Below are 26,443 nucleotides of genomic sequence, written 5' to 3' on the forward strand. Positions count from 1 at the left end.
TAGTGATTAGTCAGAAAACAAAGCAAAGATTTAATAAAGTTATTATAATTACCGCAGCATGTAGCATGTTTTCTATGTTTGGAACGTCTATTTTGCACACTAAAGCTGCAACACATTCAGCTGCTCCAGCAGTTTATGTGAGTCCCCAAAATATACCTGCCTCAGATATTATTAGTATAGACTGGTCACCAGTTCAGACACCACCTTATACGTACTGGGCTGTACACAACTGGAATGCAGGTGGTGAGGCTGGAGGATATGCTGGTTTTCAACAACAAAGTGGGTTTGATGAAAATGGAAAACGTACTTTACATTTTGCCTTATGGGATCCAATTTCCTCTAAAGAAGCAATAAAGGCCGAATACTTATCTCCGAATTCGCAAGCTGGACCCTTTGGAGGAGAAGGAACAGGAATGAAGGTTCAAACAACTTATGGTTGGAAAGACTACAATTGGTACACAATGACAATGCGTTCATGGCAAGAAAATGGTCATACTAAATTTGGACAATGGATGAAAGATGTAACAAAGAATAAATGGCATCAAATTGCAATTATGGACTTTCCGGTTGCTAATGTTGCATTTAATCATGGATTAGGAATGTTTCAAGAAGACTGGGCTGATAGTGGACAGAATGTTCGAGAAGCGCGCCTGAAAAATGGTTATAGCCGAAAATTAGTTGATAAACAATGGAGTTCTTGGAATAATCAAAGTATTTCTGGAACGCATGATAATACTTATCAATATGATGGAGGATCTACTTCAGAATATGTATGGGTCAAAGCAGGAGGTAATACGCAGTCTACTATTGGGTCAGGAAAAATATTCACGCTAAATCAACCTACTCAACCTGAAATAGGAAAACTAGATTTTGATATCCAATCTATATATTATGAAAATGAAAAATTAAATGTATCTTGGAAACTAAAAGAAAATAGTACTCCGCAATTTAAGGGGAAAATTGAAATTTATAACAATGAAAATATGACGGGCCAACCTATTAACATAATTAATGATATTAAATCTTATCAAAATGGAATCAGTCAATCTATATCATTACCAACAAATGCTTATGCAAAAATTGTATTAACGGATATATTTGATCAAACTGTTGAGAAAAAGGTACAAATCAAAAATGAATCTCCAAACATTTTTGAAGGTAATGAATTTGCATGGTCGCTGAAAGGGATTGGAGATTTTGAATTCGCAAAAGTAAATTTAAATAAATCAACAGAAGAAATGCAAATTGATCTAAAAGCAGGTGTACCACATGACTACTTTGATAGTACATATGCAAGTATTAAAGTGCAAAACACATCAGGTAAAATGGTCTATAACAAAGAGATTTATGGAAACAAACAGCAAAATGCTGAATCGCAAAAAGTTCCAGTCAAAGTAGGCGATTATATAGAGTTAACACATCTAGAAGGTGTACATAGAGCTACTCTTACAAATGTAGACAATAGTAAACAAGAGAGCTTTGGAAAAAAAGCCATATACGAAGTTACAAAGGAAGGCCTGAAGAAAGTAGAAAAAATGCCAGAAGCAACAATTTTAGAAGGAAACAAGTTTGCATGGTCATTAAAAGGATATAGTGATAGAGAAATTGCAAAAGTAGATTATGATAAAACGGTAGAAGAGATGAAGGTAAAACTAGAAGCAGGTGTACCACATTCCTATTTTGCTAGTACGTATGCGAGTATTAAGGTTCAGAATTCTTCTGGTAGCGTTCTGTACAATAAGGAAATCGTGGGAAATAAACAACAAAATGCTGAAAGCCAAACTGTGCCCGTCAAGGTAGGGGATTACATTGAATTTACCCATATAGAAGGAGAAGCAACAAAGGAAAAAACGCGAGCAACTTTAATTAACCTTGAAAATAACAAAAATGAAACCATTGGAAAAACAGCAAGATATCAAGTTACAAAAGAAGGCTTGAAGAAAGTAGAGAAAATGCCAGAAACAACGGTTTTAGATGGAAATCATTTTGGGTGGTCATTAAAAGGATATAGTGATAGAGAAATCGCAAAAGTAGATTATAATAAGACAACAGAGAAAATGCAGGTGAATTTAGAAGCGGGCGTACCACATTCTTACTTTAATAATACGTATGCAAGTATTACAGTAAAGAATTCAACCGGTAGTATTTTGTACAATAAGGAAATCGTGGGAAATAGACAGCAAAATGCTGAAAGCCAAACTGTGCCCGTAAAAGTGGGAGATTACATTGAGTTTACCCATATAGAAGGGGAAGCAGTAAAGGAAAAGATACGCGCTACACTTATTAATCTTGAGAATAATAAACACGAATATATAGGCAAAAAAAGAACCTATCAAGTTACTTCAACGGGATTAAACAAAATAGATTAACATGAAAAACATTCTAATTACTCGTTAGATGCTAATAGTCGTTCATTATGAACGGCTATTTGGCTTTTATTCAAAGAAAAGTGAAACGAAAATACTCTCTCTTTTGTATATACTCTCATTGCCATCAACTGCTACATTTGTTTATCAGGGGGGGGAATTTAAAAATGTGCTTGAGAATTGATACATGTTTAAGTGCTATAGATTTGAGAAAAAAGAAACAGAATAGTAAGGTATTTGTTGATAAACCCTCTCGAGCATTACAATATTTTACATATTCGGTATGATGTATATGAGTACTATGTATATTAAGGGAGGAATGGGAATGAAGAGGTTCATAACACGTGCAAGTGGTAATACAATCTCAAAAAAGTTAGTTTTAATGATGTTGCCGATGGTTTTAATGATATTGATGATTACACCATCGAATGATGTATCGGCAGCGAATCTATCAAAAGCAGGTTCACTAAAAGGCGTGAATTTATTTAATGGAAGTTGGACAGTTGCTATACAGGCGGCAAATTTACAATATGTTTCTGCTGAGCCTTTGGGAAATGTAACAGCAAATCGTAATGTAGTTAATGAATGGGAGAAATTTGAATTAATTCCGACTGGAGAATTATATACGTACGCTTTAAAAGCCAAAAGTAATGGGAAGTATGTTTCGTTTGAGCCAAATGGTAGAGTAGTAGCAGATCGTACATCAATTGGGGCATGGGAAAAGTTTATCTTATATAATGGTGGAGACAATAGGATATATGTATTACAAGCACTCAGTAATGGTAGGTATATATCAGCAAATGGTGGTAGAGAATTAACAGCTACTAGTTATGTAGCTGGAAGCTGGGAAAGATTTGTTATTGTATACTTCTAAACTTTGAAGTGTTATATGTCTAAATGATAATGGCATGTTTAGTATGTCTGAATGTCTAATACATTGAACTACTCGCCACTTAACGCCCTTACGGACTTTTTGAAGTGGGAGATTCCTGCGAACACCGGTGTATCCACCGGTTATCTTAGCAGGCTCTACCCGTAGTCCCTACGGTGAGAACATAAGTATCTTGTACGTTAACGCACCACACTCCCTACTTTAGCTTGGTTTTCGCAACTTCGGCAAGCATGGGGCGATAGAACGTTGAAGATTTTACGGTTGCAACGTTTTTCTGCAACCAACCTCATATCTTCAGTTTTCGAAGAGCAATCTGTATAAGTAAATGATAACAAACATGTTGGCTTATGCCAACCGACATTCATCTCCCACCTAAAATTGGTGTTTCACACCTTCACATTTTTGAAGAAGGAGTCTTCTGTCGGAAAACGATAAAGTGTTAAGTATTTAATACAAGTGTATATTAAAGTGTAAAGGGCTGCAGGTAATTAGCAGTCCTTTTTACATGTTAAATAAGGACTTACTGAGGTTATAATGAAAAGAAAAAGAACCCTATAGGGTTCTTTTTCAAGGCATATTAACAGTAAGGAGAATCATGAAATGCTACTTCAAATCTTTATTAGGGGAAAGATTTTGAATAAGCTTAACATACATCTATTTTTACATAAATGTAAGATATAGTAAATTGATAATATTTATACTTACTATTACCAATATTCAATTAACATAGTTAACACTATTTGTATAGTGTTAATCGGTGCTTAGTACAGTATACATTTAGAAATCTAATAGTAGATTTCATTTGTTAAAAAAGCTAATAGATATATTATTTCAAATTCTAACTAACATTTAAACGGTTTTAATTGAAAATGGTTGTGTATTAACTCTTATAAGCCAATAAAAGTAAATAAAATAAACAAAGACCCTGTAAAAATACAGGGTTAAGGGAACACATAGTTTCTTAGAATTATAATAGCATATATTCTTTGTATAGCTACATGAGGATTTTGACAGAATTAAGAACAAGATAGAAAATATGTAAGAAAGCAAATATAGTGCTGGAAATGTGATTTGAAATTAAATTATAGGCCTATTGAAATAGATGAAAACTCTTGAATACCTTGATTAAATTCCTTCTAAATATGAGGTTTAGATTAGAGGGATAATTGGATCTTACTGAAAAGGAAAATATTTTTCAGGTTAAAAGAAGAAAAGACACCTTTTGGGTGTCTTTTCTTTAGGTAAACAGCTCACATATTGCTGAATTAGATACGAAACCATAATTCGAATATGAAGTAAATCTTAACATAATCTGAACTAAAAAATATGTAATTTTTGTTAAATAAAAAAACATGCACAAAAATTGTGCATGTTTAATAAAAAGCTATGTCTTGTCTATGTAAATATATGTTTGGTTTATACAAACTGTGAGTATTTTTAAGTAAATTATTTGTTTATAAACAAATATAAAGAGCGTCCTGGAGGACGCTCTTCCACCCAAACTTACAATGAAAAAGAATACGTGACATTGTATGCGTTTTTTTTCTCTTTGTGTAGTTTTTCAAAAAAAAGAGCGCTTTTAAAGGCGCCCAATGAACAAGATTTATATAAAAAAGGTGCACAAGATATGGTATGTATGCTTCTTAAACTTGGTGCAGATTTAATACAAAATCCTTATTTGAAAACAAAAAGCCCTAGAATTAGGGCTCTAGGGCTTTTTGTTTTGGTATTCTCACATGGTTTTTCAAAAAGAATAGAACATATTGAAGATAACATGTGAATGTTTCATAAATGTATCAAAAAAGTGAACAAAATTGCTATTGCAGAAGAAGCAAAAATGAAGTTTCTAATACGTAAGTACGTGAAAGGTATTATTTCCAGTGGATAAAGTGCGCATGGGACATCCAATCATTACTTTATCGGGGGAAAAGAATATGTTATGAACTCAGTGGAATGAAAAAAATGAAAATTTTACTTTTAGATTGAAACTAAACAAAAACGCTATTTTGTAGAGCTTTAATTCCATGAGAAAAGAGAACTTCATAAAAGTGCTCTTTTGACCAAAAACCATTTTGTAAAAGAGAGGAATACGTAATATCATATGAATTTATTTTTAAATGTATTTAAAATCGTATAAAAACTTCTTTTTGCACAACAAAGCAGCCAGCTTAATTAGCTAACTGCTTGTTGTACAAAAGAAAATTAGGCCCTACAAGTAAATGATATGTAACTTTAAGTTACAACTATATTATAAGCAGAATTAAACATGTTATGCGGTAGTAAAAATAAGCTTAATCAAACTTTCATTTTGTATTAAGTTGGAATATAAAAAGAGCACTTAGTAAAGTGCTCTCGTGACGAGTCTCATTTTATAACGACTATTTTATAAAGAAAGGAACTCAGGATATTATATGTGCGCCAGTCAATTGAGTACCTTGTACAAATAAAGAGCAGCTAACAAAAGTTAACTTCTCAAGTTGTATTATGAGTATTATTGTTAGAATATTGAATTTTATCCGTTTAATAAAAAAGCAGCTAGCTAAAGCTAACTGCTTGGTTCATGGAATATGGTTTGAAAAATGGGTTGTCTATAGTATTGAAGGAATATTGAGTTTTATTAAAGTGATTACGTTATATGTTTGACGATATAGACTTTTATTAGTAAAAAAGTTACAAGGAGAGACATTACGTCAATCGAGAACCAAAACACACCTTTATGAGGTTTTTTAAACTCTGATATTATGGAAAACATTAAAAATAAGGCAACGACTATTACAATACAGACTTTAATTATATCAGGCATTTATAGCACTCCTAACATCTAATCATTTTTATTATATAGCTATTTCCAATATTGAGGAATTTTTAAAAATTTTTATGAAAATTCAAACAAAATAATCATTTTGAAATTATATAGGTACAATTTCCATTTGAGCAGTTTTTTGAATGTAATAGGGTATTAAATTAATGAAAACGCCCTAAAATGGACAGTAAACCGTTCCATACGAAGGAGTGAGAGGATTGACTAATTTAAAAAAGAAGAAATTAAAAAAAGCAATTTCTCGTCGCGCAAAGGCTATACAAAAATATGAGAAAGACAGATTAGATAAAGCATGGATGAATCTTTTCATGCAGTCAAGTATCATAAAATAAATTCAGTCTGGCTAGAAAACTAGAGGACACCAATTCATTAAAGCAGCAATGAAAGCTGTTTTAGGAATAGGTGTCCTTTTTATTTTGAAAAGGGAGATGGAGATGGGGAAATGAAGGGGTTAAGAGATCAATTACGTGAATGGAAAAAGAAATCGGATCAGACAAAAAAGAAAACTAAGAAAAAACGAAAAGAGAAATTAAGCACTCGTGAAATCGAGTATTTAATGGGGAGGGATAGATCTTGTTATGAACCTAGACGCGGAGCATTAAGACAAAAGTAATAAAAAATAAAAAGGAGTGGTCTTACATGACTAAACAATTATCTTTCTTATCCAAAATCGATAGAGTAGCAACGTAGAAAAAATGAGAAGGTGTTCTGGAATGTGTACGTTTATATAGGCAGTTTGGAATGACGCGTGAAGAAATGAAAGTCACTCCTTCTTATGAAATTAGATATCACGGACCTACAAATGATGTAGGAAAGCCATTAGAAGATGTTGCAATGGCTAAAAATGTCAATGGTGCGACACACTCTAAAGGCTAAATGTTTTATATCATAGCAAATTCAAAGTTAATTGCTGTGCAGTAAAGAGAAATTCATTTTTATAAGGAGGAATATTCTTGTTTGCTATTCTAATTTATTTGATTTAATAAATAGAAAATTATCGTAATTTTTGGTGAGGAAAGTATCAAGATTTTTCATAGAAAAATCCTCTAAAACTATTATCTGAATTTTCAGAATAAATAGGGGGACGTTTGTTTTTATATCAATAGTGATCAAGTCTAAGCAAATTGTAATCAAAAACATAGTCTATCTTATAAAGCAGTGAGGTAGTTCTAAAATAAGATGAGATTTACTTTACTAGTTTTCATTTTATATAGTAAGTAGGTTTGATTCAAAAAGACTTCTTCACTACTTTATAAATTCCAAAGGAAAGGTTGATGAAAATGGCAGAACATCATGAAGATGAAATCCGTACTTTGTTACGCGCATTTCAATTAGTAGGAGCAAGAGTTGTATTATTTTTACCTTCATTCCACGTAGAAGGTCTTATTACTCGAATCGGAGAAACTTTTGTTACGCTTCGTCGTGGTAATGGAGAAGGCGTAGAAGTAGAAAGTAATAATGCTGGAAATGCACTTGAAAATCCTAACCAAATTAGTGTGAAAATTAGTGATATTTTATCAGTTAGTGATGATCGAGGAGCGTAATTAGCAAGCTTAAAAATGCACTAGGTATTTGTAATCCTAGTGCATTTTTTTAATATTATATAAAATTTGTATAAATGATTTATCAAATGAAGAATTTGAATTTAATTACATACAAGCCTAGTGATAGTGCAATTACCTAAAATATAAGTAATATTAATATTTTAGGTAATTGCACTATCACTTTTATACAAGTCATGTTTACAATATAATACAAACTTTTATAGGAGGGGATTATATGTGTAAGTTCTGTTCAAATCAAAAAAATACTCAATTTAAATTATTTGATATAAAACCTATCCCGTTTTTTATTCCACCAAAAACTTTTGCATATTCATCGGGGCCTCAGGAATCACCTGATACTTTCACAAAACCGATAAGGTCTCAAGAATCACCTGATACTTCCACAAAACCAATAAGGTCTCAAGAATCACCTGATACTTCCACAAAACCAATAAGGTCTCAAGAATCACCTGATACTTCCACAAAACCAATAAGGCCTCAAGAATCACCTGATACTTCCACAAAACCAATAAGGCCTCAAGAATCACCTGATACTTCAACAGAACGAATAAGGTCTCAAGAATCACCTGATACTTCAACGGAACGAATAAGGTCTCAAGAATCACCTGACACTTCTGTAAAACCAATAAGACCTCAAGAATCCACTGATGCTTCTGCAAAACCATTAAAAACCCCAAAATCCTCTCGTGTTTTATTAAGATTAAGTGATATTTTTAAAAATCCACCAACCCCTAAAAAATTCATACTATCGCAAGATAATTCGCAATTATTATATAGTCAAAAAGAATCTCATTACCAAATAGATACATCTAATAATATTGAAATAAAAACAACTGAAATTAAAAAATTACTATGTGATTATCAACTAACCAATTTATACATTATATTATTTTTAGAAGATATTCATATCAAAGGTTTTATACTGCACATTAGCAAAGATCTAGTTACTATTATTGGACCAAATATAAAAGTAGAAAGCAATTCAACAGATAATCTTATAGGATCACCAAACAGAATTAACGTAAAAATTGACATGATTCAAGGGATTGGTGATGTAGGAGCTTCTCTCTCTAGCTAAGATAAATTTGTATATCAATATGGATAATGTTTATGTATTCGTATTGATATACAGTTATTACGGTAATGTGAAACCAATATTTCTTTTTAAATTTGCATTGAATCTATTAGTTCTTGCTCAAGTTGTTCTTATGTATCATCTGTAACTAGTGATTTCGGAACTTTATTTAATTAGTTAAGAATCTCGTTATTTCCAATGAACTGTTCCGGAATTGAAACGAATGACCTCCACTTTACTATACTTTTCCAATGTAATTACATGAAATAAAGGTATATCCTTAGAACGTAAGTACTTCAATGGGAAAATAATCAGTATGTAAGAAAGTGTGTGTATTATCTAAATAAAAAAGTGCTAACAAGTTTGCAAACGAACTTGCTAACACCAATATAAAATAGACATAAATTATCGCCGATATGTCGTCTTTGAAAATGGCTTTAATCAGTTACATCATACTTATACGAAATGCTCATAAAAACAGTCTTTATATCAAGAATAAAGAAAAAATTATGAGTAAAGATTTTGTTTGCTCTATATGAAAAGATAAATAGATATTCATCAGACAAGGATAATTTAGCATATCTTGAATAGGGTGTAGGAACGAATTAAAGAAAGGGATATTTGTTTAGGAAGGGACTGACTCAGGAGTGGGACTTTCGGACAGGATTTGGGGAGCGGTGGTTGCCTTTGGCATTGCGACTAATATCGTTGCTTGTATAATGGCAGTATACATTCAAAAATATGAGCTAATGATAAATCATCTTACAAATATTTTATTTTTAATAATTATCTCTTTAACGTTTATTAAAATGAAAATTAACAAATGGGTGGCTTTAGGATTTACATTGGTTGTAATAGAGAAAGGTATTAAGGCGGGATATGACTTCTACACACATAATTATTATGGTGTCAGTTGGAGTTTGGCTATCATTGTCTATTGCATATACGAGATGGAAAAGTATCATATTGAAATAAATGAATAGCCGCAACAATAAGGTGTTAGTAGGCGGAATTCTTTTTAAATACTTATAAAAAAGACACTACAAGAGTGTCTTTTTTTTGAAAATACTCTATAATTAACTTTGGGGAAGGTAATGTTAGAGTATTCGTTTAGCATTATCTTTATATTTGATAAACCATGAAATCGAAAGATTTTGTGGTTTATTTTTTGAACAATAGATATTACGATATTGGCAGTGAGCAATTGATCATTATAAGCATTAGGAGAGAAGGGATTAAAAGTCTAACATCGAATAACGGTTCCGGAATATAGCGTTGCGAAATGATCTCCCATATCCCAAACGGTACTAGCTTGTATATAGCCCTTAAAGCCTTCTGAAGAATAATAAATCTCTTTTGGTATACTTTCTTTAGTTTGGAAATGCGCTTTAGAATATTTTACATAATGGTTTTTAATAACTTTTGATTCTGGAACAATAGTGTTTTGTTGTTCCAATGTTTGTCTAGCACTAGAAGGTGGTATGAATTTTTGAGTGTCTTGGTAATTATGATCTAAGGTGTCAGCCTGTACACTGTGTGACGACATAAAGACGCTTAAACTACTTCCCACAATTAATGTTGCAAATGCTAACTTTGAGATTTTCGTTAATCTAATCATTTTATAATCTCCTTTTCGTTATTTTGTAAGGTACCTCCTTACACCTCACAGTCTATATCCACTACATAAGGGTGTACATACATATTGATAGACAAAATTCTACAAAATACCTCGTGTTTTTAGGTTTGTGTATAATAATTCAATATTTGATAATTTATCAGAAGTAAAAATGTAGGCCTTATATAAATGAAAATGAATAATTTATGCAGAGCTTGTATATAAAATTATTGTTCAAATATTCTAAAATGAGTTGATAAAGATGGTGTGGTATTATTAGACAATAATTGATTCGATAGGTTGGATTTGAAAAGTGAATTCTCTTTTTGAGCTTTTATTATATAAGCAGGAGCTTTAGTGGAGTAGCTACAAGAAGGGGAATAGTTAAAAATTGTTAAAGCAAAACGTAATTATCGAAACTTTTCCTTGTTTCTTTTTCGGATAGGATAAGTAGAAGAAGACAAGGATTTTTTCTTTGAACTGAGCATTTTTGACAAGAATAGATATTTTCATAACTAGAACAAATAAATGAATAATTGCATATACTGTCTTTTTGTTAAAGCAAAGCATTATTTTCTCAAAGGAATCACTAAAACAATATGTGATTCCTTTGAGAAATGCTATTAAATGCTAGATTAATTTCTAATGGTCCCAGTATCTTTTATTTTGACGTGTGTCTTTACATTTATTTTAGCCTCTGCTAACGCTTGCGACCAATCTCCTTTTACTTTTTTCCACTCTTTATATTGAAATGCTCTAGCATATAGGGATAATCCGATTGGATCAATTTTATTCTGCTGTATTTCATACAACATATTTTGTAAATTATTATTAATTTCTTTTTGAATAGCACTTTTTAAATTATTTATATTTTTTTTATTATCATAGTACCCCTTAATTAAATTCGGATTAGTTTTTTCTATTAAAGCTACATTAGCATATATATCGAGATTAAATACAAACTTTCCATTTTGAAAAGTTACATCTACCTTCCTTGTCGTGTTCTGTACGAAGATAGAAGTATTTGTTTTTTTGTTGGAATTTTTAGGAGGAAGTGCAAGGTGTAGTATCATTCGCCCGTTACTTTTTGGCTTATTTATAAGATTGAAAAATTTAACATCTTTTTTAGGGATATGAGTCAAATATTTCCCTTTTCGATTTAAAAATGCAATTCCTACTGTGTCGATTTCATCCTTTGTTTTTTTGATAATTGGAACAGTTTGCGTCATTCCTTCTTCATTTTGTTCTCTCATTAATTGTTGAATTGTAGAAGAGACTGATTGGTTATTTTGAATTGACGATTCAATTACACCATTTATATAAGATGAAAGTGATGGTTTACTAGGCTTATGAATTTTAAAAATTTCTTCTGCAGGTCCATCTACAAGTACTACTTTAGCATTAATGGTAGCGTAAGGATCACGGTAAGAAGAATCAAGCTCCTGCAACCAGTTTGCTTCTTGCGCTAATTTTTTCCCAATTAAAATGATTTCAGCTTTGGAAGCTGTCAGATATCCCGTTAACTTCGTATCTATCTTACTGAATCCATTATATACAGTTGATGCTTGTGTCCAATGCTCTATAGTACTTTTTTGCTGCTTATGATGAAAGAGTGGTATGCTTGTTCCAACTTTTATGTCTCCATTAGAGGTTCTATCCAAGCCGATTAAAAGGATTAATGAAACCTTCTCAAGAGGAACTCTCTGACTACAACCAATTATATACACACAACAAATTACAATCCATATCCATTTTCGAATCAAAGTTGTTTCCTCCTAGTAACCCAAGTAAAAAGAATACTGTAAGCGAAAAATAAGATTGGTAAAAGAATAAAGAAAATGACATTTAAGATATCCATAAGAGAATATATAAACAAATATTGATCCACATCGGGATTTAGGAAAATAAATAGCCCAACTATAAATAACATAAAAGCAAGCAGCGCCCAATTTCGGGCGTTTTTTTGAAGTGATATGGTCATAGATTCAAAACTGAAAAATAAATACGGATATATTGTAGTGGAAAATACAATCAAGTAGTAAGCGATATATATAATTTCTAATCTTTCCATGAAAGAAAAACGAACCCCTTTTAACAGATGAAATACTGGCCAGATTACGTCTTTTATCCCCTCTGGACTAAAGTATATATAAGAAAGAATAGTCACATATAAATAGAAAAACATAGTTCCAGTATTCGCTATTAGTAGTCCTTTTATGGCTTTTTGTTTTTTTTGTAAGAACGGGTATATATAATATGCAATTTCTAAGCCAGCATAAGGTGTAATGGTTTCTTTTGTTGCCTTTATAATAGGGTATAATCCATCTTTAAAAATAGGTAGTAGGTGTAAAGGGGTGTAGTTAGTCTTTAGTGAAAACAGAAGAAATAGTGGCATCCAAGTAGTGAAGAAGAAAACAAGCATAGAATAACTAGTAAGAGCCCTTAACCCACTCAGGGTTAAAATAATAAAAGGTAATAGTAATAATATGGTGATTTGATAAGCAGGAGTGGAAGGGAATATCCACACTTTTACAATATCAGTTGCCTTTAATAAAGTATTAAATCCAGCAAAAAATAAATAACAGGCATATAAAAGAAAAAAAATTGTTCCTATCCATTTACCAAAGTATGTTTTTAAGATTTGTGAGAAATTTTTGTTTGGATTTTTTTGTAACATTAATATAATAATTACACCGATTATAGAAGTAACTATCCATCCGAGAATGATCGAAATCCAGCCATCTGTACCAGCAGTAGTAGCAAGTGGGCTTGGCATAATTAACATACCAGATGCAAGTTGCAGCGAATGGATGAAAATAATAAATTCGAATAAAGTTATATTTTTGAATTTAAGATTCCCCATGTTAACCACCTTCTTTTTTCTTTCTTTGTTTCGGCTGCCCTGTACTCGAACGGCTGGTAAGCATAGAAATAGGAAATCTTACAAAAGAATCTTTTAACTCTTGGAGACGAAATGGCGCGATTGGCAATCCATATGGTGAACCATATGAAGTTAGTGAAACAAAATGAGCAAATAAGAGCATTAATCCACTAACAATACCTACAATGCCATAAAAGTATGCCAATAACATCATTGGAAAACGGATAAGGCGTATAGAACTTGATAAATCATAATTAGAAACAATAAATGATGCAATTGCTGTAATAGATACGATAATAACCATAACGTTACTCACAAGTCCAGCTTGAACAGCCGCCTGTCCAATTACAATCCCTCCAACAATTCCAATAGTTTGTCCAATAGGTTGTGGTAAGCGAATACCAGCTTCACGTAGCATTTCTAGTGTAATTTCCATTATAAAAGCTTCCAATAAGGGAGAGAAGGGGACCTTAACTCTTGACGTTGCAATAGAAGTGTATAAATCTATAGGAATGATCTCAAAGTGAAAAGATACTATAGCAATATAAAATGCGGGTAAAAAAATAGCTATAATAAATCCTGCAAATCGTAATAAGCGAAAAAATGAAGCAATGAGCCAATGAATATTATAATCATCTGGAGTTTGAAAGAATCCAATTAAATTCATTGGAACAATCATTGCGCCAGGGGATCTATCCATTAACACCGCTACTTTTCCATCAAGTATATGGTTTGAAATAGCATCTGGGCGTTCGCTTAAATAAGCCTGTGGAAAAGGAGACCAATTTTGATCCTTTGTAAAATTAGAGAGTTCACCAATGCTTAATACCGCATCCGTTTTAATTCTACAGATCCTGTTTTCTATTTCTTGAACTACATCTGCATTCGCAACGTCACCTAAATAAATTAAATAAACAACAGAAGTTGCTCGTTCTCCAATCGTCAGCTTTTTGATTTTTAACTCTGCAGAAGGAAGATATCGACGAATTAAGCCTATATTTTTTGTGGCATTCTCAATAAATCCATCATGCGATCCTTTAATAGTAACTTCTGAAATTGGTTCTTGAATTGCTCTCTCTGCCCAGCCTTTTGTATTTATTAGAAGTGAACGATTTTCTCCTTCCATAAATAGTACACATTGACCTTCAAGTAATCCTTCTTTAATTTCATTCCAGGTATATACTATTTTGGTATGAGTAGCGATAATATTAGAATTAAATATTTGACTGTCTTCATTTACTTCTTGTAATAATGGTGTAACAACATTGCCTTTTAAAGCAACACCATCAGTAAGGCCTTCAAAGTAATATAGTAGAATATTCGTATTTGTTTTTAATTGCAAAGGGTGTTCAATTAAATCTGCACTAATATCAAAGATGTTATCTAATGTATTTTTAAGTTCTTTTAAGTTACTTGTTTGGATCTTTTCAATGTTTTTATCTGTTTTAGTTTCTAAGATCTCTTCATTTAAAGACAAAATTGACACCTCTTTAATATATAACGATTAGTTATATTTATTATTTTTATAAGATGGAATTTTATTCACAAATTTAAACAAATTGGGAACGGAAATTAATAATTGAGAGCAAAAAAGTAGAGGTGATTTGTGGGGGAATCTAAGTACCAAGATAGAATTGAAATTTGAATGATTATCACAAAAAAGAACCCTTGATAGGCTCTTTTTCATAGTTGATAAATATATTGTCAACAATAGATGGCGTTTAAGGTAGTAATTTAGATGTCTTTAAGTTCATCAGCTGAATTTTGTAGGAAGAATTCTTTTTTAATATCTTAATGCTCAATTAAAAAGACATTATATTTATTTGGGTGTTCTAGTGTAATTAAAGTTTGCGCGCTAACAAATTTTGTTTAGGGACAAAATGTTTTTTCTGAATTAACAGAAAAATATATGCGCAAAATTCCTATTAGTTATTTTGGTAGGTATCAAATATTGCTTTGGCCTTATTTTCTTGAGATTACCGTACGTTTATATGTTTCTAAGGGAAAGAAATACTTTCATTTTTATGACCATCTATTGTTTGATTAAGATGGTAACATGAAATAGAAGCGTTTACAACCAGAAAATAAAGAAAAAATATTAAAATTAGACTTTTTTCGACAATTATTTTATGTTTATATTTCATTTTATTATAGGAAAAGGCGGGGGAAAGCGGACCTTTTCCTATAAAATGTTTTGTTGGAATTAGAAATAACTAAAAAAGTAATATTAGCTTAAAATTAAAATGAAATTCAATGATAAGGTTATAATTGAATTTTTAAACCTCATGTGTATTGAAAATATGGTCAAATCTTAATCCACGTTGCGTTTCTTCCTTTTGTAACTAGCTTAATATGGCCAAACACTTGCAAGGAATTTAAAGCCTTACTGATTGTACTTTCTGCAATGTCTGGATAAGTGTTACGAATACTTTCCTTAGTAAAAGGTTGTTTTTGTTTAAGTATAAAATCCTGAATTCTCTCAACTTTAGTATGTTTACATATAGAATCTAGAACTGTGTTATGAAGATCTTTGTAAGCCTCTAATATAATTGTTAAAAACGTTTTTAACCAAAAACTATTATTATGTTCCTCGCAGTACCAATTCACGGAAGATTTATAAATCGAATTGTAATAATCAGATTCATTTTTCTTAATATATTTATCCAAACATACATATTTTACAAATGTATGTCCACTCTTAATTAACAGCAATTGCATTAACATAAATGCCAGCCTGTTATTACCTTGATTGAAAGGGACTATGCAATAAAAATTTAATATAAAACGAGCTATTAATAAAAGTGAATGTAGCCCCTTGCTAGTATTTAATGAGTTGTATTGATCACATAATTGCTCCATAAACCGTGGGATAAGTTCATGCGGAAGAATGCGGTAACTATTCAAGTGCATTCCATGTTCTGGAACTCCCGGAATAATAAAAGGTTTTTCACGCCATTTGGCACTGTCAGAGGTAAGGTAATGTATTAGTTGAAAATGTAATTCCTGTATAGTTGCTGGATTAATTGATAAAGTACAGGAGTTTTTATGTACAAAAGAAAGTGTTTGATAATAACAAAAAATAGCATCTTCAGAAATATTTTGAGGTAATATATCATCTAAAATAAGTTCTTTTAATCTTTTATTAGGAACTTTTATATCCTCATAAATAGTTGTGAAATTTTTTATGTAATGTAGTGGTATAGTTTTTTCTAAACTATTAAATATGTCAGGGTTTTGTTCCTGATAAGCAGCTAATTTTCCTTTGAATTCGCTAATTTCACTTATTAAATTGATTAACCTCCTTTTTAATTCAATATTTTTGTACTTATCATCAAAAAAGTCTCTCATTTTTGTTCCTCCTGTAACCCCTTAACACGTTGTTGCATATATCTTTCCATTCTAAAGGTATGCTACGACATCATTGTAAAATAAAGATATTTTCGGTCTGATTTTGAATATATATCAGAATCTATATTTTTATTTAACAATTAAAATATGGAAATTATAAAGAAGAATCGTTAGGATTCAATTTTAATAGGCATAATCCTAACATCAAATGCACAAATGTACAATAAAAAAATAAAAAAATAAAACTATCGACTCTTTTGAAATATTATCTAAAAGAGTTTTAAGAAATTGTAGGTATAGATGTGCTTTGGTTTAGGAGTAAATAATAAAGCGGTAATAGAGTTTTCATAGGTAATTAAAAAGTAGATAGACTATTAATTTGTGACAATTATGTGCCTAATCTATCATATGCTTTTATGAGAATTCTAAAATTAAATCCTAACGAGCTGAATTTTCTATATTTAGCATAAATATTAGGGAGGCGTGCTGATGAAATGTATCATTTTATATAGAAATATGTAACGTTTAACACTCGTATTGTAAAATATTTTGACATACGTTAATTTAAATATTAGGTACAGGAACATTTAATAAAAACTCAGTACTAAAGTACCCTTTAAACGTTTCACCCTAAAAACGTTTCTCAAGCACACTGAAGTTTACCCGTTGTTTCTGTGCCTTATTAGATAAAAATAATATAATAAATTTTTAGAATATGATAATGAAAAATGGGTTTTCAAATCTTTCTCCTTAAATATTAACAATCTCTTGATAATCTGTTTAAAGTAAGAAAATGCAGGATAGACAATGGTTATTAATAAAGAAAATACAGTTAAGCTAGATACCTTAAGTCATTTTATAAGTAATTAAGCGTTAGATTGAATTAGTAAGAATATTATATGTGTTTGCTAAATGGCTTGTTTTAATTGGTCTGTTACTATTAATTTATGAATTTTAACATTTAGAAGCTAGTCAACATATAGGTTATATTAGTTATGTGAGTTTTAACCTCAAGTGTATATGTTGAAGGTTAAAGGATTTGTGAGTGTTATAAAAGAAGTGAAAGTCTGGAAGAAACGGATATAATCGGTTTCTTTCAGACTTTTTTTGCTTTTTTGTAATATAAAAAAATATTTTTCCTACATGATTTAATTATCTGTTTTAATATTTGAATTTTTTGTGAAATTAAACGGAGTTTTTATTCTTCTTTAAATACATAATGTTACAAAATAGCGTAATAGTATTTACTTTATTTTTATAGGAGATTAAAAATAATAATAAATGTACCAATTTATGAGAGATATTAATATATTAATTGGTGATTTGTTCGTTTATCCCTATATTGCTATTATATTAGCGATAACAATAATATATTGGGGGGACAAGAATGAATTTGAAATTAACATCTAAATTGGAAAGATTAAGAAAAAGTAAAAAAGGAATTAGTGCTTGTGTTCTGGCTGCAGGGGTAACGGTTATTACTATGATTCCTCAAAGTGCTTATGCACATGGATTTGTTGAAAAGCCAAGTAGCCGTGCTGCTTTATGTAGTCAGAATTATGGAGCATTGAATTTAAATTGTGGAAATATAATGTACGAACCTCAAAGCCTAGAAGCACCTAAAGGATTCCCAGATGGGGGACCGATTGATGGAAAAATTGCTTCGGCAGGAGGACTGTTTGGAGGAATTCTTGACCAACAAACATCAAATCGCTGGTTCAAAAACACGATTAAGGGTGGAGCAAATACCTTTACATGGAAATATACAGCTGCACATCCTACAAGTAAATGGCATTATTACATTACAAAAAAGGGATGGGATCCTAATAAACCATTAACACGTGCTGAATTAGAACCAATTGGAACTGTGAAACATGATGGTTCTGCCGCATCAAATAATTTAACACATACAATTAATGTACCAACTGATCGCAATGGTTATCATGTTATTTTAGCTGTATGGGATGTAGCAGATACGTCAAATGCGTTTTATAATGTAATTGATGTAAATCTAGTAAATAATCAAACTCCCGATACAGTAGCTCCAAGTCAACCAACTGAATTAAATGCTTCTAAAGTTTCTGCCAATAGTGTTGAAATAACATGGAAGGCCTCTACTGATAATATAGGTGTAAAAGAATATCAAGTGTTACGTAATGGCGAAGTAATTGATACGGTACCAGGTACAACTTTTATTGATAAAAAACTAAAAGCAGATACGGAATATACCTATACAATAAAGGCATTAGACTCTGCTGGAAACATATCAAAAGAAAGTGAAAAACTAAAGGTTAAGACAACACATGCAATCCCAGATATAGAGGCTCCAACTCAACCAAAAGGATTACATAGTATGGGTACAACAGCGACAACTGTTGATTTGATGTGGAGTCCGTCTGAAGATAATGTAGGTGTTGACCATTATATTGTATATAGAGAAAGCGCTGGGGTTATGAATAAAATTGGGACAGCGGCTAATATATCCTTTATGGATAAAGATTTGAAGGCTAATACATCGTATAAATATGTAGTGACGGCGGTTGATTTAGCTGGAAATGAATCTAGTAGAAGTGATGTTTTGAATGTAACAACAAAATCAGAGGATTCCACATATGAAAAATGGGATGCAAGAAAAGCATATACTAAGGGTGATAGAGTAGTACATGAGGGAAAAGTGTATGAAGCGGTTCAAGATCATCAAGGAAATGGTGACTCAAATTGGATTTTTGCCTTATCGCTTTGGAAGCCAGTTTTGAATAAATGATAAGATGGAAAAGGTAGTTAACAATTTTGAATTTCTCTTTAAAAAGTAAGGGTCGTTCCAAACATGAATTATCTAATGGTTTAAATGGTATATTAATAAATTTAATCATCATCCTAATGTTTACGAATTAAAATCAAAAAAGAATCCGAATGGTATTCCATCAAAAAGGAATTCCATTTGGATTCTTTATATTCTAATTTGTAATAGCATATATTTTCACTGTGAATTTGCTAGTGGCACCAATTGGACTTGCAATATAATATTTAGTATTTGTGTAAGCTTCAGTCCTAGATCCATGTGAAATGTTTTTCCAACGAGTAGAATCTATTCCTAGGGAAACATCAATCATTACATTGAAAGAGATAGTAGAAGGATAATCCTTTTCTGAAGGCTCAATAACCCATTTTAATTCTTTGGTACCTACAGGTAAGCTATCAATTTTAAAATTTTGACTGGATCGATTTTGTTGCCCGGATAAAGGACTAGATTCAGATGGTATTTGCGAAATTAATATTTCTTTTTCATTAGAATGTATACCATTTAATTCAATGATACTATCAATTAAACCTGGACCAGGAAAATCAGCTGCGATGATACCAGAATGTTTAATTATGCCTTGTTGTAAGAGTTCGGTCCCAAGTGTATTCATTCCCCCATAGTATACTTGTCCGTTTCTATCGCGAGGGAAATCACTCCATGCATTTGTGGAATTCGTTTGAATCAATTTAGGACTACTATCAGTATTTCTGCTCTCTTTTCCGCTTGCAACAAACCAAGGATATACATTATTTAAAAATGCTGCTGCGCCTCCCGTACCACTAAAATGGTTGAGATGAATTTTTCCATTATTAAAATTAGTATTTGCATTTTGTAGATGGGTTTTTATCGCAATCCATTTTGCATATATTTTGTCTGGTCCGCTTCCAATTTCAAATTTATCTTGTATATTCAAACCTTCGTAATCAATACCGTACAATTGAGTGGATGTAAAGTTTTGTAAGATTACAATTTTCCCGCGGGTATCTCCTAAAGCAGGGTTATTTCTATCTGAAGTTGGTACGGAATTAGGATCCCAAAAATATGAAGCATTAACGTTTTTATATTTTAAAAATATCTCCTCAAATGATTGAGATCCACTTTCAGGAGTAGTTTCTTCTTTTAGGCGCATTAATATTGTTTCTGTTGGATGATCTTTTAAAAATCGAATTGTCTCTTTTAATACATCTTCAAACACAGCTTTTTGATTTACAATGCCATGATACATTGCAAAAGAATCTTTTACACGTTTAACACGCATATCTACATATCGGATTCCAGAATTTAATTGTTGGGATAGACTCATAGTTTGATTTCTTGTCAAATTTTCATCAAGAAAGCTTGCTCCATGTAAAGCCATTGTACCGTGAGTCCCTGGAATAGATATTTCACTTAATTTTGTAGAATCTTCTATTTTCGACATCCACGCTGGATTTTGATATCCTATATTGGATTCATAGGAATAACCTGAATGACTATCAGCTAAAATAGTAGATGGTGTACTTAAACTTGCTAGTGTAATACAAGTGAGGATGCTAATTTTAATGAAATTTCTCATTTTTATTTTCTTCATTTGATCTCTCCTGACTTTTAAATAATGCTAGATGATTTTTCCTATATTTATTGTTTTTCATTCTTAAGGTAATAAATTTTTAGAGTTGAAAATAATTAAAAATAGGGGGAGTAAGTTATTTGGGACTTTAATAATTTGTTTTTATGAATTGTACCTAATAGCAAACGTATTCTTGAAAAATCGAAGTATAGCCTCCAAAAAACACCTGTTTATCGCATTGTATACAAACAAAACAGAAGTCCTAAAAAAGACTTCTATTTTGTGACATATAATGAATGATAAGGTTGTAAACAAATCAAGATAATGTGAATGAGTGGTAAAAATTTATTAATAGCTGTTTTAGAATCTCTTATAACAAGGCTGATTACAAAAAATGAATCCCTATAATGCTAATAAAAATTGAAAAATTCTACTCATTAAAACTTAGACTAACTACAGTTGCGATTGATTGGGCTGCATGTTCCCAGCTTCCATCTATAACTTTACCAATCTGCTGACCAAGTGTATTTAAATCATTTGGATTAACTGGAATTCCATTATAAGCAGCAAGAATTGATAAAAGTGGAGCAGCAAATGGTGTCCAACCACCTCTATCAATACTAAATACAGGCTTATCTACTACTTTTCCGTCTTGCACAGTAAACTCATAATAAAATTGATCATCTGGACGGAAACTTAAGTGATGAGAAATTTGTCCCTTAACATATTTTTTTCCTGCACCTAGATTTACTACTTCTATTTCTTTAACGTTAAATTCATGCTCGAATACTTTTATTTTTTTGACTTCTGGACCATTTAAGGCAGCATTAACAGCTGTTTCTAAATTATTTTGTGCTAATGGTTGAATACCCATTTGTTCCTCGTTTTGTTGGATAGGAGCCCCTTTTTCTACAGCAAACACTGATGTGGTAGGTAGTGCACCTGTAGCTAATGTTGCTGCAAGTGCTGTTGTCATCATGATTTTCCTTTTCATCTTCATAGTTTTTCTTCCTCTCTAAAAGTTTTGATATATAATCTTTTAAAGACTGACATTGTGTAATATTTTATTTCATAATGCACAAAAAACTGGTTTAAGAATGATGTGGAATTATGTCAGAGCATTAAAATTAATTATATATGTATTTAAGATGATATATATCTACACATGTTTTTTCAATTTTTAGACAAATATAATGTTATGACTTCTTAAGAGTCAATTTAGTACCTTGTTTATCTATAGAAATCCTATAAATAAACTAATTTCATAGTGAATGTAATATATTTGATATTAAATGTCTTACATAATGATATAAAATTTCACATTTTTTTATTTTTAAGAATGAAGCAATAAGGCTTCTAACCGCAAGGACTGCGGTGTTAGCCTAATCAATTAGAGTTCGATAGAACTCTTTACTTAGGAATCCCTCACTTCTAAACGAAGTGAAAGTGGGGGTAGTTCAAAAATCCTTTACATCAATACGAGGGATTACAAGCAAATAAGGAGAGGGATTTCACTCCAGGATCTTCTCTTACACGAGCAGAATTTGCATATTGGTTATCTCAAATTGCTTACTTTACGCCACCTTCAAAAAAGAACCAGTGTTTTCTGATGTGAAAAATCATCCGTATGCACCACATATTCAAAAGTTATATGAAATTGGTATTTTATATGAAAAAGAAGGGGAACAATTCCATCCAGACCGTGCAATTACTAGACAAGAAGCAGCATGGATTACCTGGCAGTATTTAAAAATGTTAGGAGCGCCATCTGCAGTTGCAATATTAAAGGGAGAAACTGATGATTGGGCCATAGAATCTGTGAAAAACATTGTAGGTCATGGTTTAGTAGGGCCTGAGGTTATATATAATGAAGATGGATCAGCAGATTATCTATCAAAACAAAGTATGAAACGACAAGAGGCAGCTGCATTGTTATTTTACGTTTTGTTATCTAGTTAATTTGTTATCTAGTTAATTTGTTTTGAGGTAAATTTCACAAAAAGAAAAAATCTAAAGAGTTTGAAATAATATACAGAAAAAGAATAGTCTTCGGCCAATGATTTATCGTAACAAACAGGGGTGGATGAGTTATAACCATACTCCAAATCTTAAGTAGAGCTGTTATTAGAAGAATTTCTTAAGTGTTTTGTAATGTAATGTGCTCCTTTGAGGGGAGCCTTTTTTTATTTTAATATTAGTAATTTCATGTACCGAAATTATTAATATTAAAATAAAAATCTACAACAAGGGGGTTCAATCCAAGTTAGGTAAAACTAGGTCACAGTCATACATTAGTTACCGCTTTTCTTTTTTTGAAGAAGATATTTGTATTTTGGCTAGCGCGACATTGTTATCAAGTTAAGATTATACAAAGTCAATTTAAGGCGGAATTGTTTCATTTTTCTAAAGGGAGAGTATATTGCTCTATCTATTGTAAATGATTTTGAATCCGATAAATCTTTTATTCTTGGTATAAAATTAAATCTTAATAAATGGGTAAATCCAAAAATCTATTTTGTGAAACCACCCCTGCCTGTATATAACAATAGGACTTTACAGCCCTTCCCGAACGAGAAAGCCCCTCGCGTTTAGGCAGGGGATGAAAGGGAGGTTGGATAAGGAGTGCTACTAAAAACCGCAAGGTTTGTCGCACTCTAAGTATCCAAAATATTGGTATCTTTTATTTTTTTCTCTTTCTTGTTGCAGTTTTATAATCAAACTGATACAATGCAAACATGATGAATGATTATAGAAGAACTAAAACAACCGTGTCATTAATTAACTATCATTTTGTGTTTTGCCCACGATATAGAAGAAAGATTTTTCTTAATACAAAAGTAGAAGAACGTTTCAAAGAGTTGGTTCAAGAAATATGCGGAGAATTGGATGTTTCTATTGTTGCAATGGAATGCGACAAAGACCACGTTCACTTGTTCTTAAATACACCACCAACACTTAGTCCTGCTGATACAATGGCAAAAATTAAAGGAGTGACATCAAAACGTTTGAGAGAAGAGTTTCCTCATCTTCAACACTTGCCGAGCCTATGGACGCGTTCTTATTTTGTTTCTACTGCTGGAAATGTATCAAGTGAGACAATAAAACATTATGTTGAAAATCAAAAAACGAGGGGGTGAAACTTGTGCCACAAACCATCACAGTTAAAGTTAAATTGCTTCCAACAAAACAACAAATCATGCTATTGGAACAAAGTAGCCACGAGTATATAAAAGTCATTAATGCCCTTGTATCTGAAATGGTTGAATCAAAGAAAAGCACGAAGAAAAGTACAAAGGATATTGAAGCCAATATCCCAAGTGCGGTGAAAAATCAAGCAATTAAAGATGCGAAAAGTGTGTTTTCTACAAAGGTGAAAAAGAGTAAATACAAAATCGTTCCGATTCTAAAAAGACCTGTTTGTGTATGGAATAACCAAAACTATTCATTTGACTTCACGCACATTTCAATTCCGTTTATGGTAAACGGAAAGTCAACTCGTTTAAAGGTTCGCGCTTTATTAATAGACAAATATAATCGCAATTTTGAATTGTTGAAGCACAAGTTAGGTACACTCCGTATCACGAAGAAATCTGCTAAATGGATTGCTCAAATATCTGTCACGATTCCTACAAACGAAAAAACGGGAACAAAGATTTTAGGAGTAGACTTAGGTCTTAAAGTTCCTGCGGTAGCCATCACAGATGATGATAAAGTTCGTTTCTTCGGGAACGGTAGGCAAAACAAATTTATGAAACGTAAGTTTCGCAGTGTTCGCAAGAAGTTAGGAGAAGCTAAGAAACTGAATGCCCTTCGTCAACTTGAGGATAAAGAACAAAGATGGATGCAAGACCAAGACCACAAAGTAAGTCGTGTAATCGTTGATTTTGCAACGGATAATAATATTTCTGTCATTCGATTAGAGCAACTAACGAACATTAGACAGACGGCACGAACAAGCCGTAAAAACGAAAAAAATCTACACACTTGGTCATTCCATCGTTTAGCACAATTCATCGAGTACAAAGCGACATTAGTTGGCATAAAGGTCGAATATGTGAACCCTTCTTATACAAGTCAAACATGTCCGAAATGTTCTGAAAAGAACAAGGCACAAGACAGAAAATACAAGTGCCAATGTGGATTTGAGAAACATCGTGATATCGTTGGGGCGATGAATATTCGCTACGCAACTGTGGTTGGCGGTAATAGTCAATCAGCCTAAGAACCTATATGGTCTGTCTTAGGAGGGGTGATGGCACACCCTCATCTTGAAGGCTGTTCAAAACAGAAATGGACTGCGAATGCTTAGTCATTCAAGAATCCCATCCGTTACACCGTAAGGTGTAGGACTTGCGGCTTTAGCCGTGGGAGTGTCAAATAGGATTTCAAAAAGAGACACCAAAGGGCGTCTCTGCATACTTACATTTCCACTTTAATTATTACAATACCCTTTTAACATACCTTTAGAAAAACGATTTGGATATAAAGCAATAAGCATCCCGTAGGGGCTTCCTTTCCAATAGCGTTGTAAGGGTGTCCGTAATTTTTGTTTTATGAGCCATCGTTGATTAAATACGTTTAATAGCTGTTTTTCATCCAGTTTTTCTTTCTCTTCAATGGTCCATCTTAATGCTTCTAGTGCTTTACATTTGGACCAAAAGCCAACTGGTGTAACTTTAAATTCCCATTCTTTAAAGCGACCGGGATATAAGTCGTTTATCATTTTAAATGGACTATTTCCCCACATTAATTGGCATGGAGACGCTAATCTGTGAGTCTTTAGCCACTTTATACTGTATACATCCAGTATTTGTTCGGGCGTTAATTTTTCTTTTTCTTCAATGGTCCATTTCAATGCTTCTAATGCTTTTTCTTTTGTCCAGAAGTTATTGGGCGTCATGAGAAATTCCCATTCTTTAAAACGACTAGGGTACAAATCGTTAATCATTGCAAACGGACTACTATTCCAGTACATAGCCAGAGGGGCACTAAGTTTGTTTTTCTCCAACCATTTTTTGCCGTATACGCGTAAGAGCTTTTCGTTCGATAAACCTTTTTTTTCTTCAATCATCCATCTCAAAATCGTTAATGCCTTTTCTTTCGTCCAAAAATTTAAAGGAGTCATACCAAACTCCCATTCTTTAAACTCACTTGGGTATAAATCATTTATTGCTTTAAAAGGGCTATTTTCGTATCTATGTTTGAGTAATCCTCGTAATTTATACTTTACAAGTAATTGAGTGTTCCATTTTTTTCTGATGTCTTCCTTATCCCATTTTAAGATACTGTGTAATAAATATGTGATTACTCTGCGGGCTAGCTTATTATCGATATCTTCTTTCCAAGTATTTGGAGGGAATCGTTTCCGTTTTCCATCCAATATTTCTTGATAAATATCTTCTATGGCAATGACTTTCATTGACAATATGTAAATCCTCCTACATTTGTATTTATATTTATACAGTATTAACATTCGAATTATTATATCTATATTATATAATTTAAATGAAATCAACATTAAAAACAAT

20 protein-coding genes and 2 pseudogenes are annotated in these 26,443 nt (G+C 31.8%); 13 read left to right on the forward strand and 9 right to left on the reverse strand.

Annotated features, from left to right (window positions below):
- Positions 1–2: 2 nt before the first annotated feature.
- The 9 genes and pseudogenes from ACTFRU_RS21475 to ACTFRU_RS21515 all read left to right on the forward strand — a co-directional run bounded on the left by ACTFRU_RS21475 (position 3) and on the right by ACTFRU_RS21515 (position 9,702).
- On the forward strand, positions 3–2,369 hold the full coding sequence (locus tag ACTFRU_RS21475) for a putative mucin/carbohydrate-binding domain-containing protein (protein WP_440037845.1): 2,367 nt from the start codon (positions 3–5) through the stop codon (positions 2,367–2,369).
- Between the two features lie 322 nt (positions 2,370–2,691).
- Positions 2,692–3,240 carry a fascin domain-containing protein gene (locus tag ACTFRU_RS21480; protein WP_098592445.1) on the forward strand — a complete coding sequence of 183 codons (549 nt, stop codon included), beginning with the start codon at positions 2,692–2,694 and terminating at the stop codon, positions 3,238–3,240.
- 1,468 nt (positions 3,241–4,708) lie between these two features.
- Entirely contained in the window at positions 4,709–5,038 is a 330-nt protein-coding gene (locus tag ACTFRU_RS21485) for a hypothetical protein (protein ID WP_237657519.1), read from the forward strand.
- Between the two features lie 1,241 nt (positions 5,039–6,279).
- Positions 6,280–6,411, forward strand: a complete 132-nt coding sequence (locus tag ACTFRU_RS21490) for a DUF3983 domain-containing protein (protein WP_141402337.1) — start codon at positions 6,280–6,282, stop codon at positions 6,409–6,411.
- A 110-nt stretch (positions 6,412–6,521) separates the two neighbouring features.
- Positions 6,522–6,692: a hypothetical protein gene (locus ACTFRU_RS21495; protein WP_440037846.1), complete on the forward strand. Its 171-nt coding sequence runs from the start codon at positions 6,522–6,524 to the stop codon at positions 6,690–6,692.
- A 26-nt stretch (positions 6,693–6,718) separates the two neighbouring features.
- A pseudogene (locus ACTFRU_RS21500) lies at positions 6,719–6,919 on the forward strand (ArpU family phage packaging/lysis transcriptional regulator); the annotation flags it as partial.
- Positions 6,920–7,353: 434 nt separating this feature from the next.
- Positions 7,354–7,623, forward strand: coding sequence for a hypothetical protein (locus ACTFRU_RS21505; RefSeq protein WP_440037847.1), 270 nt, complete (start codon positions 7,354–7,356; stop codon positions 7,621–7,623).
- 235 nt (positions 7,624–7,858) lie between these two features.
- Complete coding sequence (locus tag ACTFRU_RS21510) at positions 7,859–8,722, forward strand: hypothetical protein (protein WP_440037848.1); 864 nt, start codon at positions 7,859–7,861, stop codon at positions 8,720–8,722.
- A 644-nt stretch (positions 8,723–9,366) separates the two neighbouring features.
- On the forward strand, positions 9,367–9,702 hold the full coding sequence (locus ACTFRU_RS21515) for a hypothetical protein (protein ID WP_440037849.1): 336 nt from the start codon (positions 9,367–9,369) through the stop codon (positions 9,700–9,702).
- A 260-nt stretch (positions 9,703–9,962) separates the two neighbouring features.
- Here ACTFRU_RS21515 and ACTFRU_RS21520 read toward each other — a convergent pair whose 3' ends face one another.
- The 5 genes from ACTFRU_RS21520 to ACTFRU_RS21540 form a co-directional block, all read right to left on the reverse strand.
- Positions 9,963–10,337, reverse strand: coding sequence for a hypothetical protein (locus ACTFRU_RS21520; protein WP_440037850.1), 375 nt, complete (start codon positions 10,335–10,337; stop codon positions 9,963–9,965).
- 632 nt (positions 10,338–10,969) lie between these two features.
- Entirely contained in the window at positions 10,970–12,097 is a 1,128-nt protein-coding gene (locus ACTFRU_RS21525; protein WP_440037851.1) for a Ger(x)C family spore germination protein, read from the reverse strand.
- Complete coding sequence (locus ACTFRU_RS21530) at positions 12,094–13,197, reverse strand: GerAB/ArcD/ProY family transporter (RefSeq protein WP_136985934.1); 1,104 nt, start codon at positions 13,195–13,197, stop codon at positions 12,094–12,096. The genes ACTFRU_RS21525 and ACTFRU_RS21530 overlap by 4 nt, the downstream gene beginning before the upstream one ends.
- Position 13,198: 1 nt before the next feature.
- Positions 13,199–14,692 (reverse strand): spore germination protein, encoded by a 1,494-nt coding sequence (locus tag ACTFRU_RS21535; protein ID WP_000055695.1) that lies wholly within the window; start codon positions 14,690–14,692, stop codon positions 13,199–13,201.
- Between the two features lie 827 nt (positions 14,693–15,519).
- Positions 15,520–16,563 (reverse strand): Fic family protein, encoded by a 1,044-nt coding sequence (locus tag ACTFRU_RS21540; protein WP_440037852.1) that lies wholly within the window; start codon positions 16,561–16,563, stop codon positions 15,520–15,522.
- Between the two features lie 1,387 nt (positions 16,564–17,950).
- Here ACTFRU_RS21540 and ACTFRU_RS21545 point away from each other — a divergent pair.
- Positions 17,951–19,327: a lytic polysaccharide monooxygenase gene (locus ACTFRU_RS21545; protein ID WP_440037853.1), complete on the forward strand. Its 1,377-nt coding sequence runs from the start codon at positions 17,951–17,953 to the stop codon at positions 19,325–19,327.
- A gap of 193 nt (positions 19,328–19,520) precedes the next feature.
- Here the strand turns inward: ACTFRU_RS21545 and ACTFRU_RS21550 are convergent, their stop codons facing one another.
- A complete protein-coding gene (locus ACTFRU_RS21550) occupies positions 19,521–20,936 on the reverse strand; it encodes a phosphatidylinositol-specific phospholipase C (RefSeq protein ID WP_139849916.1) in 1,416 nt (471 codons plus the stop codon).
- Positions 20,937–21,345: 409 nt separating this feature from the next.
- The gene (locus tag ACTFRU_RS21555; protein WP_139849914.1) at positions 21,346–21,915 is read right to left on the reverse strand and encodes a methyltransferase; all 570 of its coding nucleotides are present in this window, start codon (positions 21,913–21,915) and stop codon (positions 21,346–21,348) included.
- A 456-nt stretch (positions 21,916–22,371) separates the two neighbouring features.
- Here ACTFRU_RS21555 and ACTFRU_RS21560 point away from each other — a divergent pair.
- Positions 22,372–22,874 (forward strand): annotated as a pseudogene (locus tag ACTFRU_RS21560) (S-layer homology domain-containing protein); the annotation flags it as partial.
- Positions 22,875–23,251: 377 nt separating this feature from the next.
- On the opposite strand, the gene ACTFRU_RS21565 reads toward ACTFRU_RS21560, so the two are convergent.
- The gene (locus ACTFRU_RS21565; RefSeq protein ID WP_139849930.1) at positions 23,252–23,425 is read right to left on the reverse strand and encodes a Tn3 family transposase; all 174 of its coding nucleotides are present in this window, start codon (positions 23,423–23,425) and stop codon (positions 23,252–23,254) included.
- 225 nt (positions 23,426–23,650) lie between these two features.
- Between ACTFRU_RS21565 and tnpA the strand changes: the two genes are divergently transcribed.
- Both tnpA and ACTFRU_RS21575 read left to right on the forward strand, forming a co-directional pair.
- Positions 23,651–24,052 (forward strand): IS200/IS605 family transposase, encoded by a 402-nt coding sequence (gene tnpA / locus ACTFRU_RS21570; RefSeq protein ID WP_033681089.1) that lies wholly within the window; start codon positions 23,651–23,653, stop codon positions 24,050–24,052.
- A gap of 5 nt (positions 24,053–24,057) precedes the next feature.
- Positions 24,058–25,137: an RNA-guided endonuclease InsQ/TnpB family protein gene (locus tag ACTFRU_RS21575; RefSeq protein ID WP_139849911.1), complete on the forward strand. Its 1,080-nt coding sequence runs from the start codon at positions 24,058–24,060 to the stop codon at positions 25,135–25,137.
- A 210-nt stretch (positions 25,138–25,347) separates the two neighbouring features.
- Here the strand turns inward: ACTFRU_RS21575 and ACTFRU_RS21580 are convergent, their stop codons facing one another.
- The gene (locus ACTFRU_RS21580) at positions 25,348–26,334 is read right to left on the reverse strand and encodes a DUF4046 domain-containing protein (RefSeq protein ID WP_428004171.1); all 987 of its coding nucleotides are present in this window, start codon (positions 26,332–26,334) and stop codon (positions 25,348–25,350) included.
- Between the last annotated feature and the right edge of the window lie 109 nt (positions 26,335–26,443).

The sequence above is a fragment of the Bacillus cereus group sp. MYBK220-1 genome (assembly GCF_051916445.1).
Classification (GTDB): domain Bacteria; phylum Bacillota; class Bacilli; order Bacillales; family Bacillaceae_G; genus Bacillus_A; species Bacillus_A cereus.